The sequence below is a fragment of the Rhodoferax sp. GW821-FHT02C08 genome (genome assembly GCF_059421805.1).
This window is the reverse complement of record NZ_JBWKVR010000004.1, coordinates 313,136-331,220: the sequence shown is the minus strand read 5'-3', so window position 1 is coordinate 331,220 and position 18,085 is coordinate 313,136. Positions and strand designations below refer to the sequence as shown.

Annotated in this window: 13 protein-coding genes and 2 pseudogenes; 2 read left to right on the top strand and 13 right to left on the bottom strand. The window is 57.1% G+C overall.

Translation table 11 applies throughout. From position 1 onward, the window contains the following. Nucleotides 1-24 precede the first annotated feature (24 nt). From AC07VY_RS07255 to AC07VY_RS07240, 4 genes and pseudogenes are all read right to left on the bottom strand, one after another. Nucleotides 25-2,382, bottom strand: a complete 2,358-nt coding sequence (locus AC07VY_RS07255; protein WP_495096694.1) for a Tex family protein — start codon at nt 2,380-2,382, stop codon at nt 25-27. Between the two features lie 493 nt (nt 2,383-2,875). Then, a complete protein-coding gene (locus AC07VY_RS07250) occupies nt 2,876-4,273 on the bottom strand; it encodes a class I SAM-dependent methyltransferase (protein ID WP_495096695.1) in 1,398 nt (465 codons plus the stop codon). 291 nt (nt 4,274-4,564) lie between these two features. Continuing rightward, nucleotides 4,565-5,854: a class I SAM-dependent methyltransferase gene (locus AC07VY_RS07245; RefSeq protein WP_495096696.1), complete on the bottom strand. Its 1,290-nt coding sequence runs from the start codon at nt 5,852-5,854 to the stop codon at nt 4,565-4,567. Between the two features lie 550 nt (nt 5,855-6,404). After that, nucleotides 6,405-7,332, bottom strand: a pseudogene (locus AC07VY_RS07240) (IS5 family transposase). Nucleotides 7,333-7,491: 159 nt separating this feature from the next. On the opposite strand from AC07VY_RS07240, the pseudogene AC07VY_RS07235 reads away from it, so the two are divergent. Beyond that, nucleotides 7,492-8,198 (top strand): annotated as a pseudogene (locus AC07VY_RS07235) (IS110 family transposase). 316 nt (nt 8,199-8,514) lie between these two features. On the opposite strand, the gene AC07VY_RS07230 reads toward AC07VY_RS07235, so the two are convergent. From AC07VY_RS07230 to pgm, 8 genes are all read right to left on the bottom strand, one after another. Next, nucleotides 8,515-10,011, bottom strand: a complete 1,497-nt coding sequence (locus tag AC07VY_RS07230) for an arabinofuranosidase catalytic domain-containing protein (RefSeq protein WP_495096697.1) — start codon at nt 10,009-10,011, stop codon at nt 8,515-8,517. A gap of 229 nt (nt 10,012-10,240) precedes the next feature. Further along, nucleotides 10,241-10,861, bottom strand: a complete 621-nt coding sequence (locus AC07VY_RS07225) for a hypothetical protein (protein WP_495096698.1) — start codon at nt 10,859-10,861, stop codon at nt 10,241-10,243. A 314-nt stretch (nt 10,862-11,175) separates the two neighbouring features. Further along, on the bottom strand, nt 11,176-11,910 hold the full coding sequence (locus AC07VY_RS07220) for an ABC transporter ATP-binding protein (RefSeq protein WP_495096699.1): 735 nt from the start codon (nt 11,908-11,910) through the stop codon (nt 11,176-11,178). Beyond that, nucleotides 11,907-12,662, bottom strand: a complete 756-nt coding sequence (gene modA, locus AC07VY_RS07215) for a molybdate ABC transporter substrate-binding protein (RefSeq protein ID WP_495096700.1) — start codon at nt 12,660-12,662, stop codon at nt 11,907-11,909. The genes AC07VY_RS07220 and modA overlap by 4 nt, the downstream gene beginning before the upstream one ends. Before the next feature lie 17 nt (nt 12,663-12,679). Continuing rightward, the gene (gene modB, locus AC07VY_RS07210) at nt 12,680-13,354 is read right to left on the bottom strand and encodes a molybdate ABC transporter permease subunit (protein ID WP_495096701.1); all 675 of its coding nucleotides are present in this window, start codon (nt 13,352-13,354) and stop codon (nt 12,680-12,682) included. 42 nt (nt 13,355-13,396) lie between these two features. Continuing rightward, entirely contained in the window at nt 13,397-13,753 is a 357-nt protein-coding gene (locus AC07VY_RS07205; protein ID WP_495096702.1) for a winged helix-turn-helix domain-containing protein, read from the bottom strand. After that, complete coding sequence (locus AC07VY_RS07200; RefSeq protein WP_495096703.1) at nt 13,750-14,487, bottom strand: sulfite exporter TauE/SafE family protein; 738 nt, start codon at nt 14,485-14,487, stop codon at nt 13,750-13,752. Before AC07VY_RS07200 ends, AC07VY_RS07205 begins: the two co-directional genes overlap by 4 nt. Nucleotides 14,488-14,581: 94 nt before the next feature. Further along, on the bottom strand, nt 14,582-16,222 hold the full coding sequence (gene pgm / locus AC07VY_RS07195; protein WP_495096704.1) for a phosphoglucomutase (alpha-D-glucose-1,6-bisphosphate-dependent): 1,641 nt from the start codon (nt 16,220-16,222) through the stop codon (nt 14,582-14,584). A gap of 181 nt (nt 16,223-16,403) precedes the next feature. Between pgm and AC07VY_RS07190 the strand changes: the two genes are divergently transcribed. Continuing rightward, the gene (locus AC07VY_RS07190) at nt 16,404-17,135 is read left to right on the top strand and encodes a DUF1223 domain-containing protein (RefSeq protein ID WP_495096705.1); all 732 of its coding nucleotides are present in this window, start codon (nt 16,404-16,406) and stop codon (nt 17,133-17,135) included. Between the two features lie 7 nt (nt 17,136-17,142). Here AC07VY_RS07190 and AC07VY_RS07185 read toward each other — a convergent pair whose 3' ends face one another. After that, a complete protein-coding gene (locus AC07VY_RS07185) occupies nt 17,143-18,072 on the bottom strand; it encodes a glutathione S-transferase family protein (protein WP_495096706.1) in 930 nt (309 codons plus the stop codon). Between the last annotated feature and the right edge of the window lie 13 nt (nt 18,073-18,085).

Below are 18,085 nucleotides of genomic sequence, written 5' to 3'. Positions count from 1 at the left end.
GGCGCATGCGGTTTACCGTGCTAATCAGCGCTTGGGTTGCAGCTTGGCAAAAGCCGATGCCATGGCCGACTGCGGCGCCGGGCCGTTGTCGCGACGCGGCTGTTGCTGACCACGGCTAGCACCCTCGAAGCGGTTGTCACGGGGACCATCCCGGCGGGCCGGCGCCTCGCCCAGCTTCATGCTCAGCGCAATGCGCTTGCGGGCCACATCCACCTCGACCACGCGCACCTTGACGATGTCGCCGGTCTTGACGACCTCGCGCGCATCGGTGGTGAACTTGTGGCTGAGTTGGCTGACGTGCACCAGGCCGTCCTGGTGTACGCCCAGGTCCACAAAGGCGCCAAAGGCCGCCACGTTGCTGACCGTGCCTTCCAGTACCATGCCTTCGACCAGGTCCTTGATGTCTTCCACGCCATCGTTGAAGCGCGCTACCTTGAAGTCCGGGCGCGGGTCGCGGCCGGGTTTCTCCAGCTCGCCAATGATGTCTTTGACGGTAATGACGCCGAACTTCTCATTCGCAAACAGCTCGGGCCGCAGCGTCTTCAGCATCTCGGCGCGGCCCATCAGCTCGGTCACCGGCTTCTTGGTCACTTCAATGATTTGCTCGACCAGCGGATAGGTTTCGGGGTGCACGCCGGTCATGTCCAGCGGGTTGTCACCGCCGCGGATGCGCAAAAAGCCCGCGCTTTGCTCGAAGGTCTTGGCGCCCAGGCCGCTCACGTCCATCAGCTGCTTGCGGTTCTTGAAAGCGCCATTGGCCTCGCGCCAGCGCACCACGGCCTTGGCCACGTTCGCAGACAGGCCGGAGACGCGGCTCAACAAGGGCACGCTGGCGGTGTTCAGGTCCACACCTACCGAGTTCACGCAGTCTTCGACAACGGCTTCCAGGCTGCGCGCCAGGTCGTTCTGGCTCACATCGTGCTGGTACTGGCCCACGCCAATGGACTTGGGGTCGATCTTCACCAACTCGGCCAGCGGGTCTTGCAAGCGGCGCGCGATGCTGGCCGCGCCGCGCAGGCTCACGTCCACATCGGGCATCTCTTGCGACGCGAATTCGCTGGCCGAATACACCGATGCGCCGGCTTCGCTGACCACCACTTTCTGCACTTCCACCGGTGGCAGGCCGGCTTGCTCGCTCATTTTGGCCAGCAGCTTGATCAGGTCGGCCGCCAGCTTGTCGGTTTCACGGCTGGCTGTGCCGTTGCCGATGGCGATCAGGTTCACGCCGTGTTTGGCGCACAGCTTGCCCAGGGTGTGTAGCGAGCCTTCCCAGTCCTTGCGCGGCTCGTGCGGGAAGACGGTGGCGGTTTCCACCAGCTTGCCCGTCGTATCCACCACGGCGACTTTCACGCCGGTACGGATGCCCGGGTCCAGGCCCAGCACCACACGTGGGCCGGCCGGTGCAGCCAGCAGCAGGTCGCGCAGGTTGTCGGCAAATACCTTGATGGCTACTTTTTCGGCGTCTTCGCGCAGCTTGGCGAACAGGTCGCGCTCGGTAGACAGGCTGAGCTTGACGCGCCAGGTCCAGGCTACGCATTTGCGGATCAAATCGTCGGCCGGGCGGCTTTGGTGGCTCCAGCCCAGGTGGATGGCGATGCGGCCCTCGGCCAGGGACGGCTTGCCCGGCTCGGGCTCGACTGGCAGTACCAGCTTGGCATCCAGGTATTCCAGCCCACGGCCACGGAATACAGCCAGTGCGCGGTGCGATGGCACGCGGCCAATCGGCTCGTCGTAGTCGAAGTAGTCGCGGAACTTGGCGATGTCGGGGTTGTTCTCGTCCTTGCCAGCGGCCAGCTTGCTGCGCAGCAGGCCTTCATTCCACAGCCAGCTGCGCAGGTTCTGGATCAGCGCAGCATCTTCGGCCCAGCGCTCGCTGAGAATGTCGCGTACGCCGTCTAGCACGGCCTGCGCGGAGGTGAAGTCGTCACCGTTTTCACCCTTCTCGGCTTTCACAAAGGCCTGGGCTTCATCGGCCGGTACCAGCGCGGGGTTGGCAAACAGCTTGTCAGCCAGCGGCTCGATGCCGTTTTCTCGGGCGATCTGGCCCTTGGTACGGCGCTTGGTTTTGAACGGCAGGTACAGGTCTTCCAGCTCCTGCTTGGTGGCGGCGGAAAAGATGGCCACACGCAGCGCGTCGGTCATCTTGCCCTGCTCTTCAATGCTGGCAACGATGGCCGCACGCCGGTCTTCGAGTTCGCGCAGGTAGCCCAGGCGGGTTTCCAGCTCGCGCAGCTGGATGTCGTCCAGGCCGCCGGTGACTTCCTTGCGGTAGCGCGCGATGAACGGTACGGTGGCACCGCCGTCCAGCAGCTCTACGGCGGAGCGGATTTGTTCTTCTCGGACTTGGATCTCGGTGGCCAGCTGGCGGATGATTTTCTGCATGAACGGGAACTAATAAGGCAAGGGGCGTGAGTTTGCCACAGCCACCTTAGCCCATATTTTGTATATAAAAAGCGACTCTAGCGCAGAAGAAACCTGCACCAGCAGCTATTTATTCAATAGCAAACTGCGTACCTTGTGTTGCAAAGCCGGGGGCAGCGGCGAGATACCCTGCTCTGGCTAACGCAATTTACTGAACTTATGATGTGGAATTAAATACGCTAGTAATGCACAACACAAGATGCAACCAGAATACGCAGGGCTATGCTTGCCTAGGCCGCTTATTACTGATATGCCTCGCGGATATCCTGCTTAACGAAACGGAGCATATCAAGGTGGCTTCAAGGCCAAGTTTGAAGAATACTTTCAAATGGGACTAAGTCCGGTAAATAGGCCGCCGACGTCCTGAAAGCGCAGGGGAACTTGAATCTTAGCAGTGCTACCTAGCATGGATCAACTCACTATTCCGCTGGGCACCGCATTGCTCAGCATTTACCTAAGATTTAAGTCGCGCTTTGATAATTCGTCCGGCCGCCGTTTGAGGGCAAGGTAAATCTATAATTGAAAAACCCCATTCGACTAACATCCTGAAGAAATAATTCGGATGAAAACAAAGCTCCATCCAGCCATGATGTGCTATTGACCAAATGCCTTGCCCCGAAGGATTTAGCCCCCAGTCATAAGGGAGTTCATTTGTTATTGTTTCACCGGTAAATATTATTACAGCAGAAGGAGTAAGGCATTTTTTAAGTCTTACCAGTAGTTCGCGATGTGCTATGCAATGGTGAAAGCTTTCGAAAAATAATATTGCGTCAAATTTTTTCCCTAACTTTGGTGCCTCAAAATAGTCGCCACAAATTGTATTCAAGCTTAGATTGAATCTATTGAATCTATTGAATCTATTTTTTACAATTTTTATAAATTTTTCTTCAATATCAAGAACTGTTAATTGATAACCGGAAAGGGCCAGTTGTAAGGCCAACCTTCCCCAGCCCACACCCATTTCGAGTACAGAGCCTCCAATGGGCACGTCATCGAAAGCTCTTACTATAGAACCCACAGCGATTAATTGATTGCCGATTGCGACTGGGTCTTTGGTGTTATAGGGGTAAACATTATCAATCAAATTATCCGAGAAATCGTGTTTCTCGTTTTCTACTTTGTAATTTATTTTGCATATATTTTTATATTGACAAAGCCAAAATTTTTCATACTCGGGAGAGGCTGAGTCGCCAGATGGAACTTGGAATGCCCCGCTAAATTTGGTAAAATAATGCAACAGCGCATCATTGGAATGATTGGCCATATGATGAGATAAACCAATGAAGCGATCGATATCCGCTTCGATTTCCAATTTATATCCACCAGTAAGTAAGGATTTTTTTCGACTGATGCCTCCTCCAAACTGTGAAGTTGTTGCAATGCCCTGAATCATTAGACCCAGTGCACGTGGGTCATTTTCGGATGATGGGTAGCGATCGGATACTTTAATTGATATTAAGTTACTATCAGGAGTTGATATTTCCATTTTATCAATGACAATAACCTGGTGCCCTGTTGAGATTTTGAATTCCCTGCTGCCCGCATCTCCGCAAATTTTTACATCAACCTCGTTGCTCTGCTTTTCCAAATATCCATAATGAATTAAAATATAATCCAAGAAATCATTGACAGGAATCCTTATTGTTGCACTTAATCCCATCCGTCTCCATCGTTCATCGCCATTGACTTCCATGTCAAACCAGCCATCAAGCAAATCCACTCCCTCGGGAGCGATATCGCGAACATAAGGATCAACAAACGGTAAAAAGACCCCGTTTATTTTCTTTCTTTTTATGTAGCCATGCGATGCAAGATATTTGGTTGCCAATCGCTTGAATTCTTTAAGGCTCATATTGGCAATCTATGTGGGGAAAATTGAAGGAAAACCGATCAACAAATTTTTATTTGCTGATTCGATCTCATTAAATCATCACAACTCATTTGTGTCCTGCGAGGTGTTTACCGCCCCATATTACCAACCCTAGCGTACTAAGAAAAATGGCAAGTAGCTCAAACACCGAGCCAAGCTGAAATCGGTGTTGAAGTTGATTCACTACCTTTGTTGATTGATGTGATTGCCAAAGTGCTCACCTATAACCCATATCGATCGCCATCGGGCAAGCGTTTGCAATCACTTCTATTTTCAAATTACATCAACCTCAATGACAACCGGAGTGAAAGAGGCCATCTCAAACCACGAAACATCCTCGTGAACCAGTGTAATCTCAAGCAAAAATCTTCCTTTTTTCTCAGGTGCATTTACTCGAATCACTTGCTCGACCGTGGTGCACGCCTCTATTAAATCATTGAGAATTTTTGTTCGAACCCCATCAAATACTATGACTTTGCCACACTTATCCCGCCAGTGGTAACTAACGCGTACTGGGCGCTCTCCATTTCCATTCCAATTTTTCTTTGAAAGATTACAAATTGTCGCGTCAACCGAAAACTCTTCGCCTAGCGACACCCTTTCGGGGCAAAACTTGATGCTTAATTTACCAGCATAGTCCTTAGACTCGCAGAGCGGCAAGGTCTCATCGGGTAAAAGCGTGGGATTCCGCCAAAGCTGGACACCATCCACCTGAGTATGGATTTCTCGACCAATCGCAAGTACCGCAGGTCGCTCGATTTCCAAAACCCAGCCAGCGGACTGGAAGCTATCAAATAAGGCGGCCTCAATCTGCTTACTATGTGTGCCGATTAGTACCATCGCAACTTTCTCGTTTAAGAAGGGCATGGATAACGGAATTAGTGGAACCTCAGCACCTTGAATGTCGACATGAACCAAATCAATCCGATCAAGCTCCGAAGAAAGTAACGAAGAAAGCGGTATTTGACGTAGATAGTTGTACTTACCTGTATTCAATAACTCTGCTAATTCCGTATCTAAAACATTAAAACGAGCTTCAAGCCCCCAAGACACACCAGACTGCTCCTGAATAGGAAATAAAGCGTGCCCAGCCTGCCAACTCGCAATACCATGGTGGATCACATACTCATCGATGTTGAAGCCGTTTTCCTGCAGAGACTCATGGGCAAACTGGACATGCCCAGCATCGCCTTCGACGCCGATTAATTTGACGTCTAGTCCTCTTCGCCTGGCAACTACACCGGTAATATTTAACCAGCACCCCCACCCACACCCCAACTCAATTACGGTAAATTTATCTTTTGCCAATTCCACGGCGCGCAATGCAGCGCCGAACTCGGCCAAATCAGCGTGCCAATTTGCAGGTATAGGTGGTGGCTCCACACCTTCCTTTCCCCCTACAACCAAGGGCAGATGGTTCGGATTTACTTTTACACCAAAGGCATTTGTTAGAAATCCAGGAGTAGGCGCTATGTCAGGCAACACATATCTCATCACAAGTTGTTCCAATCCACCGATGGCAGATTGGTAAAAGTAGTATCGACTGCTCGGATCCAGGGTCATTAATATTCCTATTTCAAAAAATTTCTTTAATTTTTATTACCATACCTCTTGGTATCATGCCGAATTGCCGCGTGGTAAACCCGTAGTTACAGATCACTCAGGGAGCAGGCAATGGCTATACCGCCGAAGAGCTCATTGAAGCCCTGCGCGAAATGAATGTTATCCCACATATGGCACTAAATACCTCGAGACGTCACCCAGTCGGCCAAACACCGTTGACGCAAGTGAGACGCATCATCGCGGTCTAACAGAGAAACCGCATTGAGCAAGACTTTGGCTGGGCAAAGACCAGTGAGTGCATCCACTAAATGACGGTGCGCTGACTCTGTAGCGTAGATCATATTTTTGTGCTGACCGCGGCGGTCAACAACCTCACGTACATGTTGGAGAGAATGCGCCTGCAAACGCTTTAAGACAACGCTAAACAAGGACCTTCAAAGGCTACGTTAACAATCCACAAGGGGCGAACTTCGTCCACAGAGACGCTCATTGTGTTGGCTTAGATAGGCTTTGAACCCGAATGGCAGATCATTCAACCTGCATGCTGCCTTTATGGGCGTACCTGTGCCAGCGACTGGCTGCGGCTTAGGTGGATATTGGCCAGCGCCAAGGCGGTGAACGCCCTCGTGGCGCTCTTCAGCAAGCCGCTTGTCCACGCCAAAAATGTGTTTTACCCGGGCGCGTATCTTGGATTTGTTGCGGTTCTTAGACCGCACCACCTCATCGACAATACCGTTACGCCGGCTGCGTTTATTCGTGAAGTTCCGGGCTTTTGCTGGCTTCGCCTGAATCAGGCCCTTCTGACTGGCGTAGGCCGAGTCGTATAGACGCGCCGCTCGTTGCCATGGAGCAGTTTGGGCAAGGGGTGTTTGTCATGCAGGTTGGCGGACGTGACCACGGCGCTGTGGACCAGTCCGCTTTGGCTGTCCACGCCGATATGCAGCTTTATGCCGAAATACCACTACTGGCCTTTGCAGATTTGGTGCATCTAGGGGTTACAGGCCTTATCCGCGTTCTTGGTCGAGCTGGAGTGCTGAGAGGGTGATATCCACAATGGTGCCGGTGTTGACCTTGAAACCCCTTATTGCAGCTCTTGTCCAACCTTCGCAAACAGAGACTCTCCCCGTTTGTACTCGTTGATGTGTCGGTGCAACTTGAGCAGGGTGACAGCGTCAGGTACCGGCTCACGGCCCAGGTCAATGTCGACGAAGCTGCGCAGGCTGGCGGTATCGTACAGCCCCTCATCGCAAGCCAAGTCGGCCAGATTGAACGAGTGCTGCAAAGGTGGATGCGCAACATGCGCTCCAACCCAATGGGAGAGCGTCCGTTGCCGGCCTTGGGGCAATGAGGTTCAATGACCTCACACAAGGCAACGGAACAATCGTGTTTATGGTCACGAGGAACCCATCACGCCGTGTGGGTCTGCGGCAGCTTTCGAACCCAAGATCTGCCGCCATAGCTAGAGTCTGCTGTTTCATCCCTACCTCCTCAAAATGAGGCACGCTATCACGCAAATCACGTGCCAGCTCGGGAATTATTCAGATGGTATGAGCGCCTCCCTCCTACCGCTACTTGCACTGCGCCCTGGGTAATGCCAGATTGGAGATCCCATCGTCAACATCGAAACGGAGACCATCATGGAACGTACCGTCATTGCCGTCGACATTGCCAAGAAGGTGTTTCAGCTGCATTGGGCCGAGCCTTGATGGCGCTGGGCCACGAGGTACGGCTCATCTCCCCGCGCAAGGCACGCCCGTTCGTTCAGCGCAACAAGACCGACGCTGCGGACGCTCAAGCGATCTGGACCGCATGCCGTCAGCCGGGAATGCGCTTCGTGCCTGTCAAGAGCGAGGCCCAGCAGATAGTGCTATCGCTGCACCGGATGCGCTCACAGCTCATGAAGACTCGCATCATGCAAACCAACGAACTCAGGGGCTGCTCTACGAGTTCGGCATCGTGTTGCCGGAAGGTCATGCGGCGTTGCTCAAGGCCTTGCCTGACGCCATGTGCGACGCAAAGACACGGCTGCCAGCGATGCTCATGGACAGCCTGGACGAGCAGCTCAGGCGAGTCCAGCAACTGCAGGCCGACATCGGCCTCATCGAGCGACGGCTCTCGCAGCAGATGCGGGAAATACCTGCGCACGCTGGTGATGCGTGGCGCGCACGCCATCGTGATCAGATCCAAGGATGGTCCGACATGGCTATGGTTGACAGCTTTGTTGCAACGTCGGCCGTAAAGCGTGGCGGTCGAAGCCGTAGCGAACAAGTTGACGCGAACGATCTGGGCCGTATTGGCACGCGAACTGGCTTGGAGGTCTGAAGCGTGGCAGGCCGCGCGTTAAAGATGAGGCTTACGAAACGACCAGTTTGAAGGAGAGCAAGCGACCACGCGTGTGATGGAACAAATAGGTCGGACCGGGACGGAGACACTCCGATAAGGCATAAGAGCATCAAGCTCGATGTTCAGATGGAAACTTCGTCAGCGAAAACCATTAGGGCCAGCAGGCACATCAGCTTGCACAACAGGCCGGATATAAGACTGCAGCCCTGCCTCCTGAATCTTCACACACACGAGTTCTTGCAATCCGGGAGGCGCCCATATAAGCGTTGCCTTAGTTCAACTTGATATCAGTCGAATTATTTTCATGACAAGCATGCTTATTGCAGCTGCCATTGCTGGCAGGCATTATTGAGCCAAGCCCATTGCTGGATATTGGTCGTGTCGGCGGTGCCGCAGTTGGAAACATCCAATACCTTTCCGCTGTTGCGCGAGGTCAAGCGGAACCAGGGAGCGGTGGTCGTTGTTACCTGCCATTGCTGACTGGTGCTACTGCTGCAAGTATTTTGGATCACGTTGCCGCCATTGGCAGTGGAAGATCCGCTGACATCCAGGCACATGCCGCTGTGCTCGCTATAGATACTGGAGTATCCATTGCCCAAGTCCACCATTTGCCAATTCTGCCAAGCAAACCCGTTGCATGTATAGAGGTCGACATTGCTACCCGCACTGGTATTAGGTTGCTGAACGTCCATGCACTTATTGCTGTTTTGATTGACGAGCTTTTTATAAGAACTCAGGGCATTTCCACTGTAACCTGCTGCAACGATATTGGCTTGCACGGCGTTTTCGGTTGCATCAGAAGGCTTGCCTGTTGTCATTGCGCCTTCATAGAAATTACCGACTGCCACCTTGCTGTTGTCGCCGCCAATACCCAAAATAATGGCGCCTTCTTTGTGGAAGGGTACATATCCTGACGTTGTGGGTAAGGGCCCTGCATAATCCGTTTTTAATGCACCAGTTTGGGCATCTCCATCTCTAATGGAATATGTTGTGGCATCTTGTTTAATCATGGCCGTGACAAAAGTGGTGTTGCGGCCAGTATTATTCGTATTGCTTCCGTTGCCGCCCAGGAATAAACCGTTCTCAAGATCTGCCATGACCCAGGGGCCAGATCCAGTACATGCGAACCAGCACAAAGTGCCAAAGTAGACAGCATTCATGTGTCCATTGCCGGTATCAAGGTTATTTGTCTCGGCATTACCATAATCAAAGCAGCAACCATTATTCACATGGGTCGCACTGGTAACCATGTATACGCCTTCTGATGCGCTACCGGTTGCAATGCCTGTGGTGTTATTGCGCCGATACCCGACGCCCGCGGAGATATAGACCGCATATGCAGACTTTCCGCCAATCGTCACCTTTAATGCGGTAGCACTGCCTGTGATGTCTGCGCTGCCGTTCCCCCCGGCCGGTGCAACAGTCAAGTGATTTCCATTCGCGGTCTGGTCATAGATCGTTTCAATGGTACATACAGAGCCTGCGCAGAAGGCATCTTGTGCTGCAGCGTTGGCAATACCACCGGCTGTCAAAGTGCCAATATCCATGGTGGCGCCATTAGATGCGCGCTTGACCTGGTACAGTTTTCCGTTATATGCCCCAAACAAGGCTCGCACTGTGCTGTGGGCCGCAGAGCACGGCGTACCGCCCGAAGCGTAAATATCACAGGTACTTGTGGCGGCAGAAGCTTTCTGGAAAAAACCTGAGCTTAAAAATACCATCAACGCCAAAAGCATTAAAAAGCGATTTAATGTCTTGGCGGTAAGTCTACTTAATGGGGGATGTCCATCCAACTGCAAATAATGGTTTTTCATTTTAGTCTCCGTGGTTATTTACTTTGATACCATGCCTCTCGACATGTCATTCCACGGGTTATTATTTCTAAACCCGTAAAATTGATTTCGGCAGAACGTATAGCGTTCGGTGCCTGATAGGGTGAATTCAATGGTGTGAATCTATGGCGCGCAAACCCGCGATATTCCAACTTGTGCGCCGCCTCAGTTGGGGCCCAGGTGAGCGAAGTACTTTTTTCGCCCACGGCGGTCATACACCACCGGCGGGAGCCGGGGACGGCCGAGGAATCGGCTTCTCCGCCTCAACTCCGCCATTGATCGCGATGCGCAATAGCCGGGCTTCTGCATGGTCAAGAGCGTCAAAATATTCACCGGTAGCGGACTTCTTCCGGCTCTGCACCAGATTCGCCAGATCGGTGCTTGCTTGGCGGTCGCCCTGTTCTGCCAGCGCTTCGAGCTGCCAGACCAGATTTGCCGCGTCAGCGTTGGTCTTGGCGCACTCAGATGCCGTCGCATTCGGTTGCTGGGCAACTTGGCATGGCCATATCAGATCAAGCTTTGCGCGTACGGCCGTTACATCTCTACCCGCGGCGGGCGATAGCGGCACCGGATCGTTCGAACAGTTCGATGGGCCGCTTCCGAATGGGCTGATTTGCATCATGTCGGCGCAGCGCTGCTTGCCAGGCGCATCCGCTATTGCTGAGGCCGTGCTGCTGAACGGTGGCAATGGCTTGGCGCCATCCAGTTGCCGGGCGCTTGCCAAAGGCTGCTCAGCGCTGTTTGATTGGCTGCCGCCTATCAGTGCGTAATAGCACAGGCACGCTGCGGCGATCACGCATATGCCCGGGAACACTTTTTGAGCAACAGACATTCTTTTCCTACTTTTGCTGGCCTTCCCCGCGAGCATCTAGACACCTTATGGCCCTGCCAAGAGCAGGATCGGCATGCTTGCATACGCAAAGCATAGGTGCCAGGATGTTCTACCGAACGATCAGCCTGGGAGGGAAATTCAGCTCGCGTCGACATCCCCCAACGCAAACCCGACTAGCCGCTCAAACCGATTGTTCGGGGCCATCGTAGCCGTCATCATTTCAAGAAACCAATCACATCTTTCAAAGATGGCATATCATTTTTAGTATTGGTAGTACCACTATTGATACTTAAATGCATATGTCTTACTCGGAGCTATCCATTCAACAACATCCCACTCAACTCCTGCCGCGCAAGACTGCGGCTGCTGGCGTCAGACATACCAATCTGCTGCACGACTCGCCCTTGGTCAAACACAAAAGCCACGTCAGCCAGCGCCAGCACGTCTTCCACGTCATGGGTAATCATTAGCGCCGGGATGCCCCATTGGCGGCGCACCTGGGCTAGCTCGTCGCGCAGGCTGTGACGCAGGCGGGGGTGCAAGGCGGCAAACGGCTCATCCAGCAGCAGCACCTGGGGCTGGCAGGCCAGTGCGCGAGCCAAAGCCACGCGTTGCTGCTGCCCACCAGACAGGGTGATGGGCCGGCTGTCCGCTAGCGCGGCTAGGCCAAAGCTGTCCATCAAGGCCTGCACATGGGCCTGCTCAATGGGCAACAGACGTTTTTTGCGCCAGGACTTCAGGCCGAAGGCAATGTTTTCGTATACCGACAGATGCGGGAACAGCGCGTAATTCTGCGGCAGATAGCCCACGCGGCGCTGGGGCGGCGGCATGTGCACGCCTTGCCCTGCGTCGAACAAGCTACGGCCGTCCAGGCGGATGTGGCCCCGGTGGGGCTTGAGCAGGCCGGCAATAGCCTGCAGGGTCAGCGACTTGCCCGCGCCCGAAGGGCCGTACAAGGCGGCAAACGGCGCGTCGGTGGCAAAGCGCACGGCCAGATCGAAGCGCCGGCGGCGGTCGGCAACAGTGAGCTGGATGTCTACGTCAATCACGGCTTTCCAAAGCCGTAACGCGCCAGCACTTGCTGCGCGGCATCGGTGAACAGGAAAGCGATGAAGTTCTTGGCCAAGGCCTTTTGCTTGCTGTCGGCCACCACGGCGATGGGGTACGACACAGGGGTGTGGCCGGTGGTGGTCAGCACGATCTTGACCTTGTCGCCCAGCAGCGCCGCATCGGTGCGGTAGACGAAGCCGGCCTCGGCCTCGCCACGGCTCACATAGTCCAGCACCTGGCGCACGTTATCGGCCTGCACGAACTTGGGCTCCAGGGCGGTCCACAGGTGGGCGCCGTCCAGCACCTGCTTGGTATAGCGGCCGGCGGGCACGGTAGCGACTTTGCCGATGGCGATCTTGCGCACATTGGCGCCGCCCAGGTCTTGCAGGCTTTTCAGGCCCAGGCCATCTTTGCCGGGTTCGATCAGCACCAGGCTGTTGCTGACGAAGTCCTTGCGGGTGTCGGTGTCGATCAGTTTTTGGGCCGCACCCCGGTCCATGGTGTCCTGGTCGGCGCTGACGAACACGTCCACCGGCGCGCCCTGGCTGATCTGCTGCAGCAGCACGCCAGAGGCCGCAAAGTTGAAGCGCACGGTGGCGCCGGGCTGGCTGGCTTCGAACTTGGGGCCCAGCTCCTTGAACGCATCTGTCAGGCTGGCGGCGGTGGAGACGGTGATCTGCTGCGCGCTGGCCAGCAAGGGCAAGGCCAGCAAGATGGAAAGCAGTCTGGAAAGCAGTAAGGAAGGACGCACGTGAAAGCTCCTGAAAATCAACGCAAGGAAAAGAAGCGGTTGGACAGCACCAGCACCGCAATGGACAGCACCGAAGTGACCAGCACCAGCAGCAGCGCCCTGTCGTCCTGCCCAGCCTGCACCGCGTCGTAAATAGCCATGGACAGGGTCTGCGTCTGCTGCGGGATGGAGCCGGCCACCATCAGCGAGGCGCCGAACTCACCCATGGCCCGCGCAAATGCCAGCAGCGTACCGGCCAGGATGCCCGGCCAGGCCAGCGGCAGCGTGACGCGCATGAACACCGAGAAAACCGATTGGCGCAAGGTGCTGGCAGCGGCCTCCAATGCAGGGTCCACACCCGCAAACGCTGCACTCGCCGACTTGAGCACCAGCGGTAGCGCGACCACGGCCGAGGCGACCACCGCGCCGTGCCAGCTGAAGATGATGGTGTAGTCCAGATGCGTGCGCAGCCAAGCGCCCAGCGGGCTGCGCCGCCCCGCCACCACCAGGATGGCATAGCCGATGACGGTAGGCGGCAGCACCAGCGGCAGCATGCAAGCCGCTTCCAAAAGGCTACTGCCAGGAAACTTTTTGCGGGCGAATACCCAGCCCAGCGCAACGCCTGCCAGCGTCGCCAGCAAGGTCGCCACCGCAGCCACTTTCAGCGACAGCATGAGGGGGAACCAGTCCATGGAGGCGAGTAGCGCGGGCATGGCCGGCATTGTATCCAGCCGTATATAGCGATAAAGAAATGTTCAGGGCGCCAGCAGCGCCTGTAGCGCGGCAATGTCCACAGCGGCTGCCGTGCGGGCGGCCTGCTCCACGGCTCGGTAGTGCTGCACCAGCTTCTCGCCCAGGGGGGACAACGCAGTGCCCCCGCCCTGCGCGCCGCCGGCCACGGTGGTCACGGCTGGCGACACCAGGGTGCGGTTCATTTCGTCCACCAGCACCCAGGCGCGGCGGTAGGACATGCCAAGCTGCCGGGCAGCGGCGGAGATGGAGCCGGTTGCGGCAATGGCCTCCAGCAGATCGACCTTGCCCGGCCCGATGGCAATGCTGGCATCGCGGTAGATGCGCAAGCGGAACTGGGCTTTGCTGGTAGCGGTCCTCACAGCGGCTTGGCGAACAGGCCGATGGTCAGACACACGCCGATGCCGACGATGGCGATGCGCAGATATTTCTCGTTCACCCGGTGTAGCGCCCAGGAGCCGATGAGGCCGCCAACGATGGCTCCTGCGCCCAGCACCAGCGCGGGCAGCCACTGCACCTGGGGTGAAGTGATGAACAAGGCCACGGCGGATGCATTCATCACCCCGGCCAAGGCGTTCTTGGTGGCCCCAGCATTGCGGGTGGGCAAGCCGGCCATGGTCAGTGCCGCCATCATCAGAAAGCCAATGCCACCGCCGAAATAGCCGCCGTAGATGGCAATGCAAAACTGCGCCACCGCCGCGCCCGCAGGGCCTATGTGCACCGAGGCCTCCCCCGGCTTGCGAAAGAAACTACCCCAGGCAAACACCGTGGTGGCAAACAGCACCAGCCAGGGCACCAGGCGAGTAAAAATGTCCGAAGGAGTATGCAGCAACAGCAGGCCACCCAGCGCCCCGCCCAGCACGCTCACCAGCAGCAGCGCCCAAAACGGCAGCGCGCCGGCGCCCGTGACCAGCTTGCGGCCCGCAAAGCCGGATGTCACCTGCCCCGGAAACAGCGCCACCGTGGAGGTGATATTGGCCGCCAATGGCGACATGCCCGACAGGATCAGCGCGGGCAAGGTGACAAAAGAGCCGCCACCGGCCAGCGAGTTTTGCAAACCGGCCCACAGCCCGGCCACCAGAATCAATACAAGCACGCAGACCCCTCAAATTTCATATATAAAAAAAGCTTCTGGCACAGTATTTACCTGCGCGAGAAGCTATTCAAACCATAGCAAGAATGCAGCGATATTACGCCAGTGCCTTATCCACAATGCCCTGCGCTTCTTGGGTGATACGGCGCAAGTGGTCTTCACCGTGGAAGCTTTCTGCGTAGATCTTGTAGATATTCTCAGTCCCGGAAGGGCGCGCGGCAAACCAGCCGTTGGCGGTAGACACCTTCAGCCCACCCAGGCTGGCACCGTTGCCGGGGGCCGTGGTTTGCACCTGGGTGATGGCCTCGCCCGCCAGCTCCGAACTGGTGATCTGCTGCGGCGTGAGCTTGCCCAGCTTTTTCTTCTGCTCGGGCGTGGCCGGAGCGTCGATGCGGTCATAGGCGGGTGCACCAAAGGCCTGGGTCAGCTTTTGGTAGGCCTGGTGCGGGTCGTCGCCGGTGCGGGCGATGATTTCGGCCGACAGCAAGGCGGGAATCAGGCCGTCCTTGTCGGTGGTCCACACAGTACCGTCGCGGCGCAGGAAGGACGCGCCAGCGCTCTCTTCGCCACCAAAGCCCAGCGAGCCATCGCACAGGCCGGCTGCGAACCATTTGAAGCCCACCGGCACCTCGTACAGATTGCGGCCCAGGCGGGCAGCCACACGGTCAATCATGCTGCTGCTGACCAGGGTTTTACCCACGCCGGCCTGGGCGCTCCAGCCGGGCCGGTTCTGGAACAGGTAATCGATGCACACGGCCAGGTAGTGGTTGGGCTGCATCAGGCCACCGCTCTTGGTTACGATGCCGTGGCGGTCGTGGTCGGTGTCGCAGGCGAAGGCGATGTCGTACTGGTCCTTCAGGCCGATCAGCGAGGCCATGGCGCTTTTGCTGGACGGGTCCATGCGGATGCGGCCGTCCCAGTCCACGCTCATGAAGCGAAAGGTGGCGTCCACCTGCTCGCTCACCACACTCAGGTTCAGCTGGTATTTCTCGGCGATGCGGGCCCAGTAGTGCACGCCCGCGCCGCCCAGCGGGTCCACGCCCATACGCACGCCTGCGCCGCGGATGGCATCCATATCGATCACATTCGCCAGGTCGGCCACGTAGTTACCCAGGTAGTCGTGGCGGTGCGTGGTGCTGGCCTTCAGCGCCTGGGCATAGGGCATGCGCTTTACGCCCTGCAGCTTGTTCTGCAGGATTTCATTGGCGGCTTTTTCTATCCAACCGGTGATGTCGCTGTCGGCCGGGCCACCGTTGGTGGGGTTGTACTTGTAGCCGCCGTCCTCTGGCGGGTTGTGCGACGGCGTCATCAAAATGCCATCGGCCAGGCCTGTGCTGCGGCCCTTGTTATAGACCAGGATGGCATGCGACACGGCAGGTGTGGGCGTGTAGTCGTCATTCACAGCCAGCATGACCTGCACGCCGTTGGCGGCCAGCACCTCTAGCGCGGTGGCGCCCGCGGGTTCGGACAGCGCATGCGTGTCTATGCCCAGAAACAGCGGGCCGGTGATGCCGTTCTTTTCACGGTACAGGCAGATGGCCTGGGTAACGGCCAGCACATGGTGTTCATTGAAGCTAGCCTTGAACGCATTGCCCCGGTGGCCTGAGGTACCAAAGGCCACGCGCTGGGTGGACTCGGCCGGGTCGGGCTGCAAGCTGTAGTACGCGGTAACCAGCCGGGGCAGATTGACCAACAGGGATGGGGGTGCGGTGTGTCCGGCCAGAGGGCTGTTGGGCATGGTGTGTCCTGTTCTTGGATGGGTGGTTCTCAACAATATTGAACCACAGCAATCCGGTGCTTAAGCCCTGGAACCGGGCCGATTGCCGGGTATCTGTCCACGCATGTGTTTCCAGTTGTAAGCCTGTAAGAATTGGCGGCCTGCGGCGACCAAAGGCTATGACTATTTTCAGGAGCCGCCCATGTGGAATGCTATCAAGTTCGTAGCTGCCAGCGCAGGTATTGCCTGCGCTGGAGCGGCTTTTTCTTCAGAAGGAAGCTGCAGCCTGCAGTCGGGCCGCAACAGGCTGCCAGTGGTGGAGCTGTACACCTCCGAGGGCTGCAGCTCCTGCCCGCCGGCCGACCGGTGGCTCAGCCGCCTTAAGGGCCAGACTGCTGTGGTGCAGGCCTTCCATGTGGGTTACTGGGACCAACTGGGCTGGGTGGACCGCTTCGCCACACCCGCCCACACGGTGCGGCAGCGCCAGGTGGCCGCGTGGAACCGGCAAAGCTCCATCTACACGCCGCAGGCGGTACTGGACGGCAAGGACTGGAGAACCTGGGGCGGAACGCTGGACAAGCAGGCCGCCGAGCCCGGCCTGGCCCAGATCAGCCTGCACCAGCTGGGGCCAGACCAGTTTGAGGCCACGGTGACGCCGGTTGCCGGCGCACCCGCGCACTGGTCGGCATATTGGACGGTGACGGAGAACGGCTACAGCTCCAAGGTGCAGGCCGGTGAAAACGCGGGCGAATTTTTGCAGCACGACTTTGTGGTGCGCCAGTACACCAGCGCTGGCGTCTACACCAGCAACACTGCGCAGCGGCTTACGTTTCGCAGCATTGCCAGCACGCCGGAGCACAGCCGGCAGATCAATCTGGTGGTGTTCGACCCGCAGACGGGCAAGACGCTGCAGGCCATCACCGCGCCTTGCTAAGCACGTCTTAAATGGCCTTCAGCACATAGCCTATGCGGGGGAAGTGCACGTGCACCGTGCCGGCTCGCGAATCCTCGCGGCGCAGTGTGATGTGCATGCGGGTGGCTGCCACCAGCTCGCCCTCGCTGGCTTCCGGGCCAAAGCTTTCGGCTTGGACACTGACGCGGCTGCCCAGCGGGATGCCATGGTCGTCCTGGAACACTTCGGTTTCCAACGGCAGCGGCGTGGATTGCGCGGCGAGCGCGACGGCATCCTCCGAGCTCAGCTGTTGTACGGGCGGGTGGTCCAATGCGGCCATGTGGTCCATCCAGTCCAGCACATTTGGCGTGGCATCAAGGATGGGCGCCAGCGCTGGCACGTTAAAGCGGGTGAACCACAGCGGCGCGTAGGCGGCAAAGTCCGCCAGGCAGGGCGCCGTGCCCACCAGAAAAGGCAAGTCTTCCAGCATGCTAGCCAGGCGGCGTAAATAAGACTTGTAGGCCGATGTGGCATCGCCCGGGCGCAGGTGCGGTACACCGCCCCTCATCTTGGCACGGTCCTCCGCGAAGGCCAGGCCCACCTCCGGCGGCACGTGGCCAAACAGCTGCTCGCGCCCGCGCGGTTGGAAGCAATAGGCCATGGCGGCGGTGAACAGCGTGGTATCGGCCCACTGCGCCAGTACCCGCGCCAAGCCTTTGTGCGAAGGGGGTGACAGCGAAGGGCTGGGCTGGCGGTGTTCCAGCACGTCGCAGATCAGCGCGCTGTCGCAATAGATGTCGGCACCGACCTGCAGCACCGGGGTTTTGCGGTAGCCGCCAGTCAGGGCCACCACGTCAGGCTTGGGTGCGATGCTGGGCACGGTGACCGACTGCCAGTCCAGCTGCTTGTAGGCCAGCACCTTGCGGACCTTTTCAGAGAACGGCGAGATGGTGTAGTGGTGCAGTATCAGATCGGCCATGGCAAAACCTTCC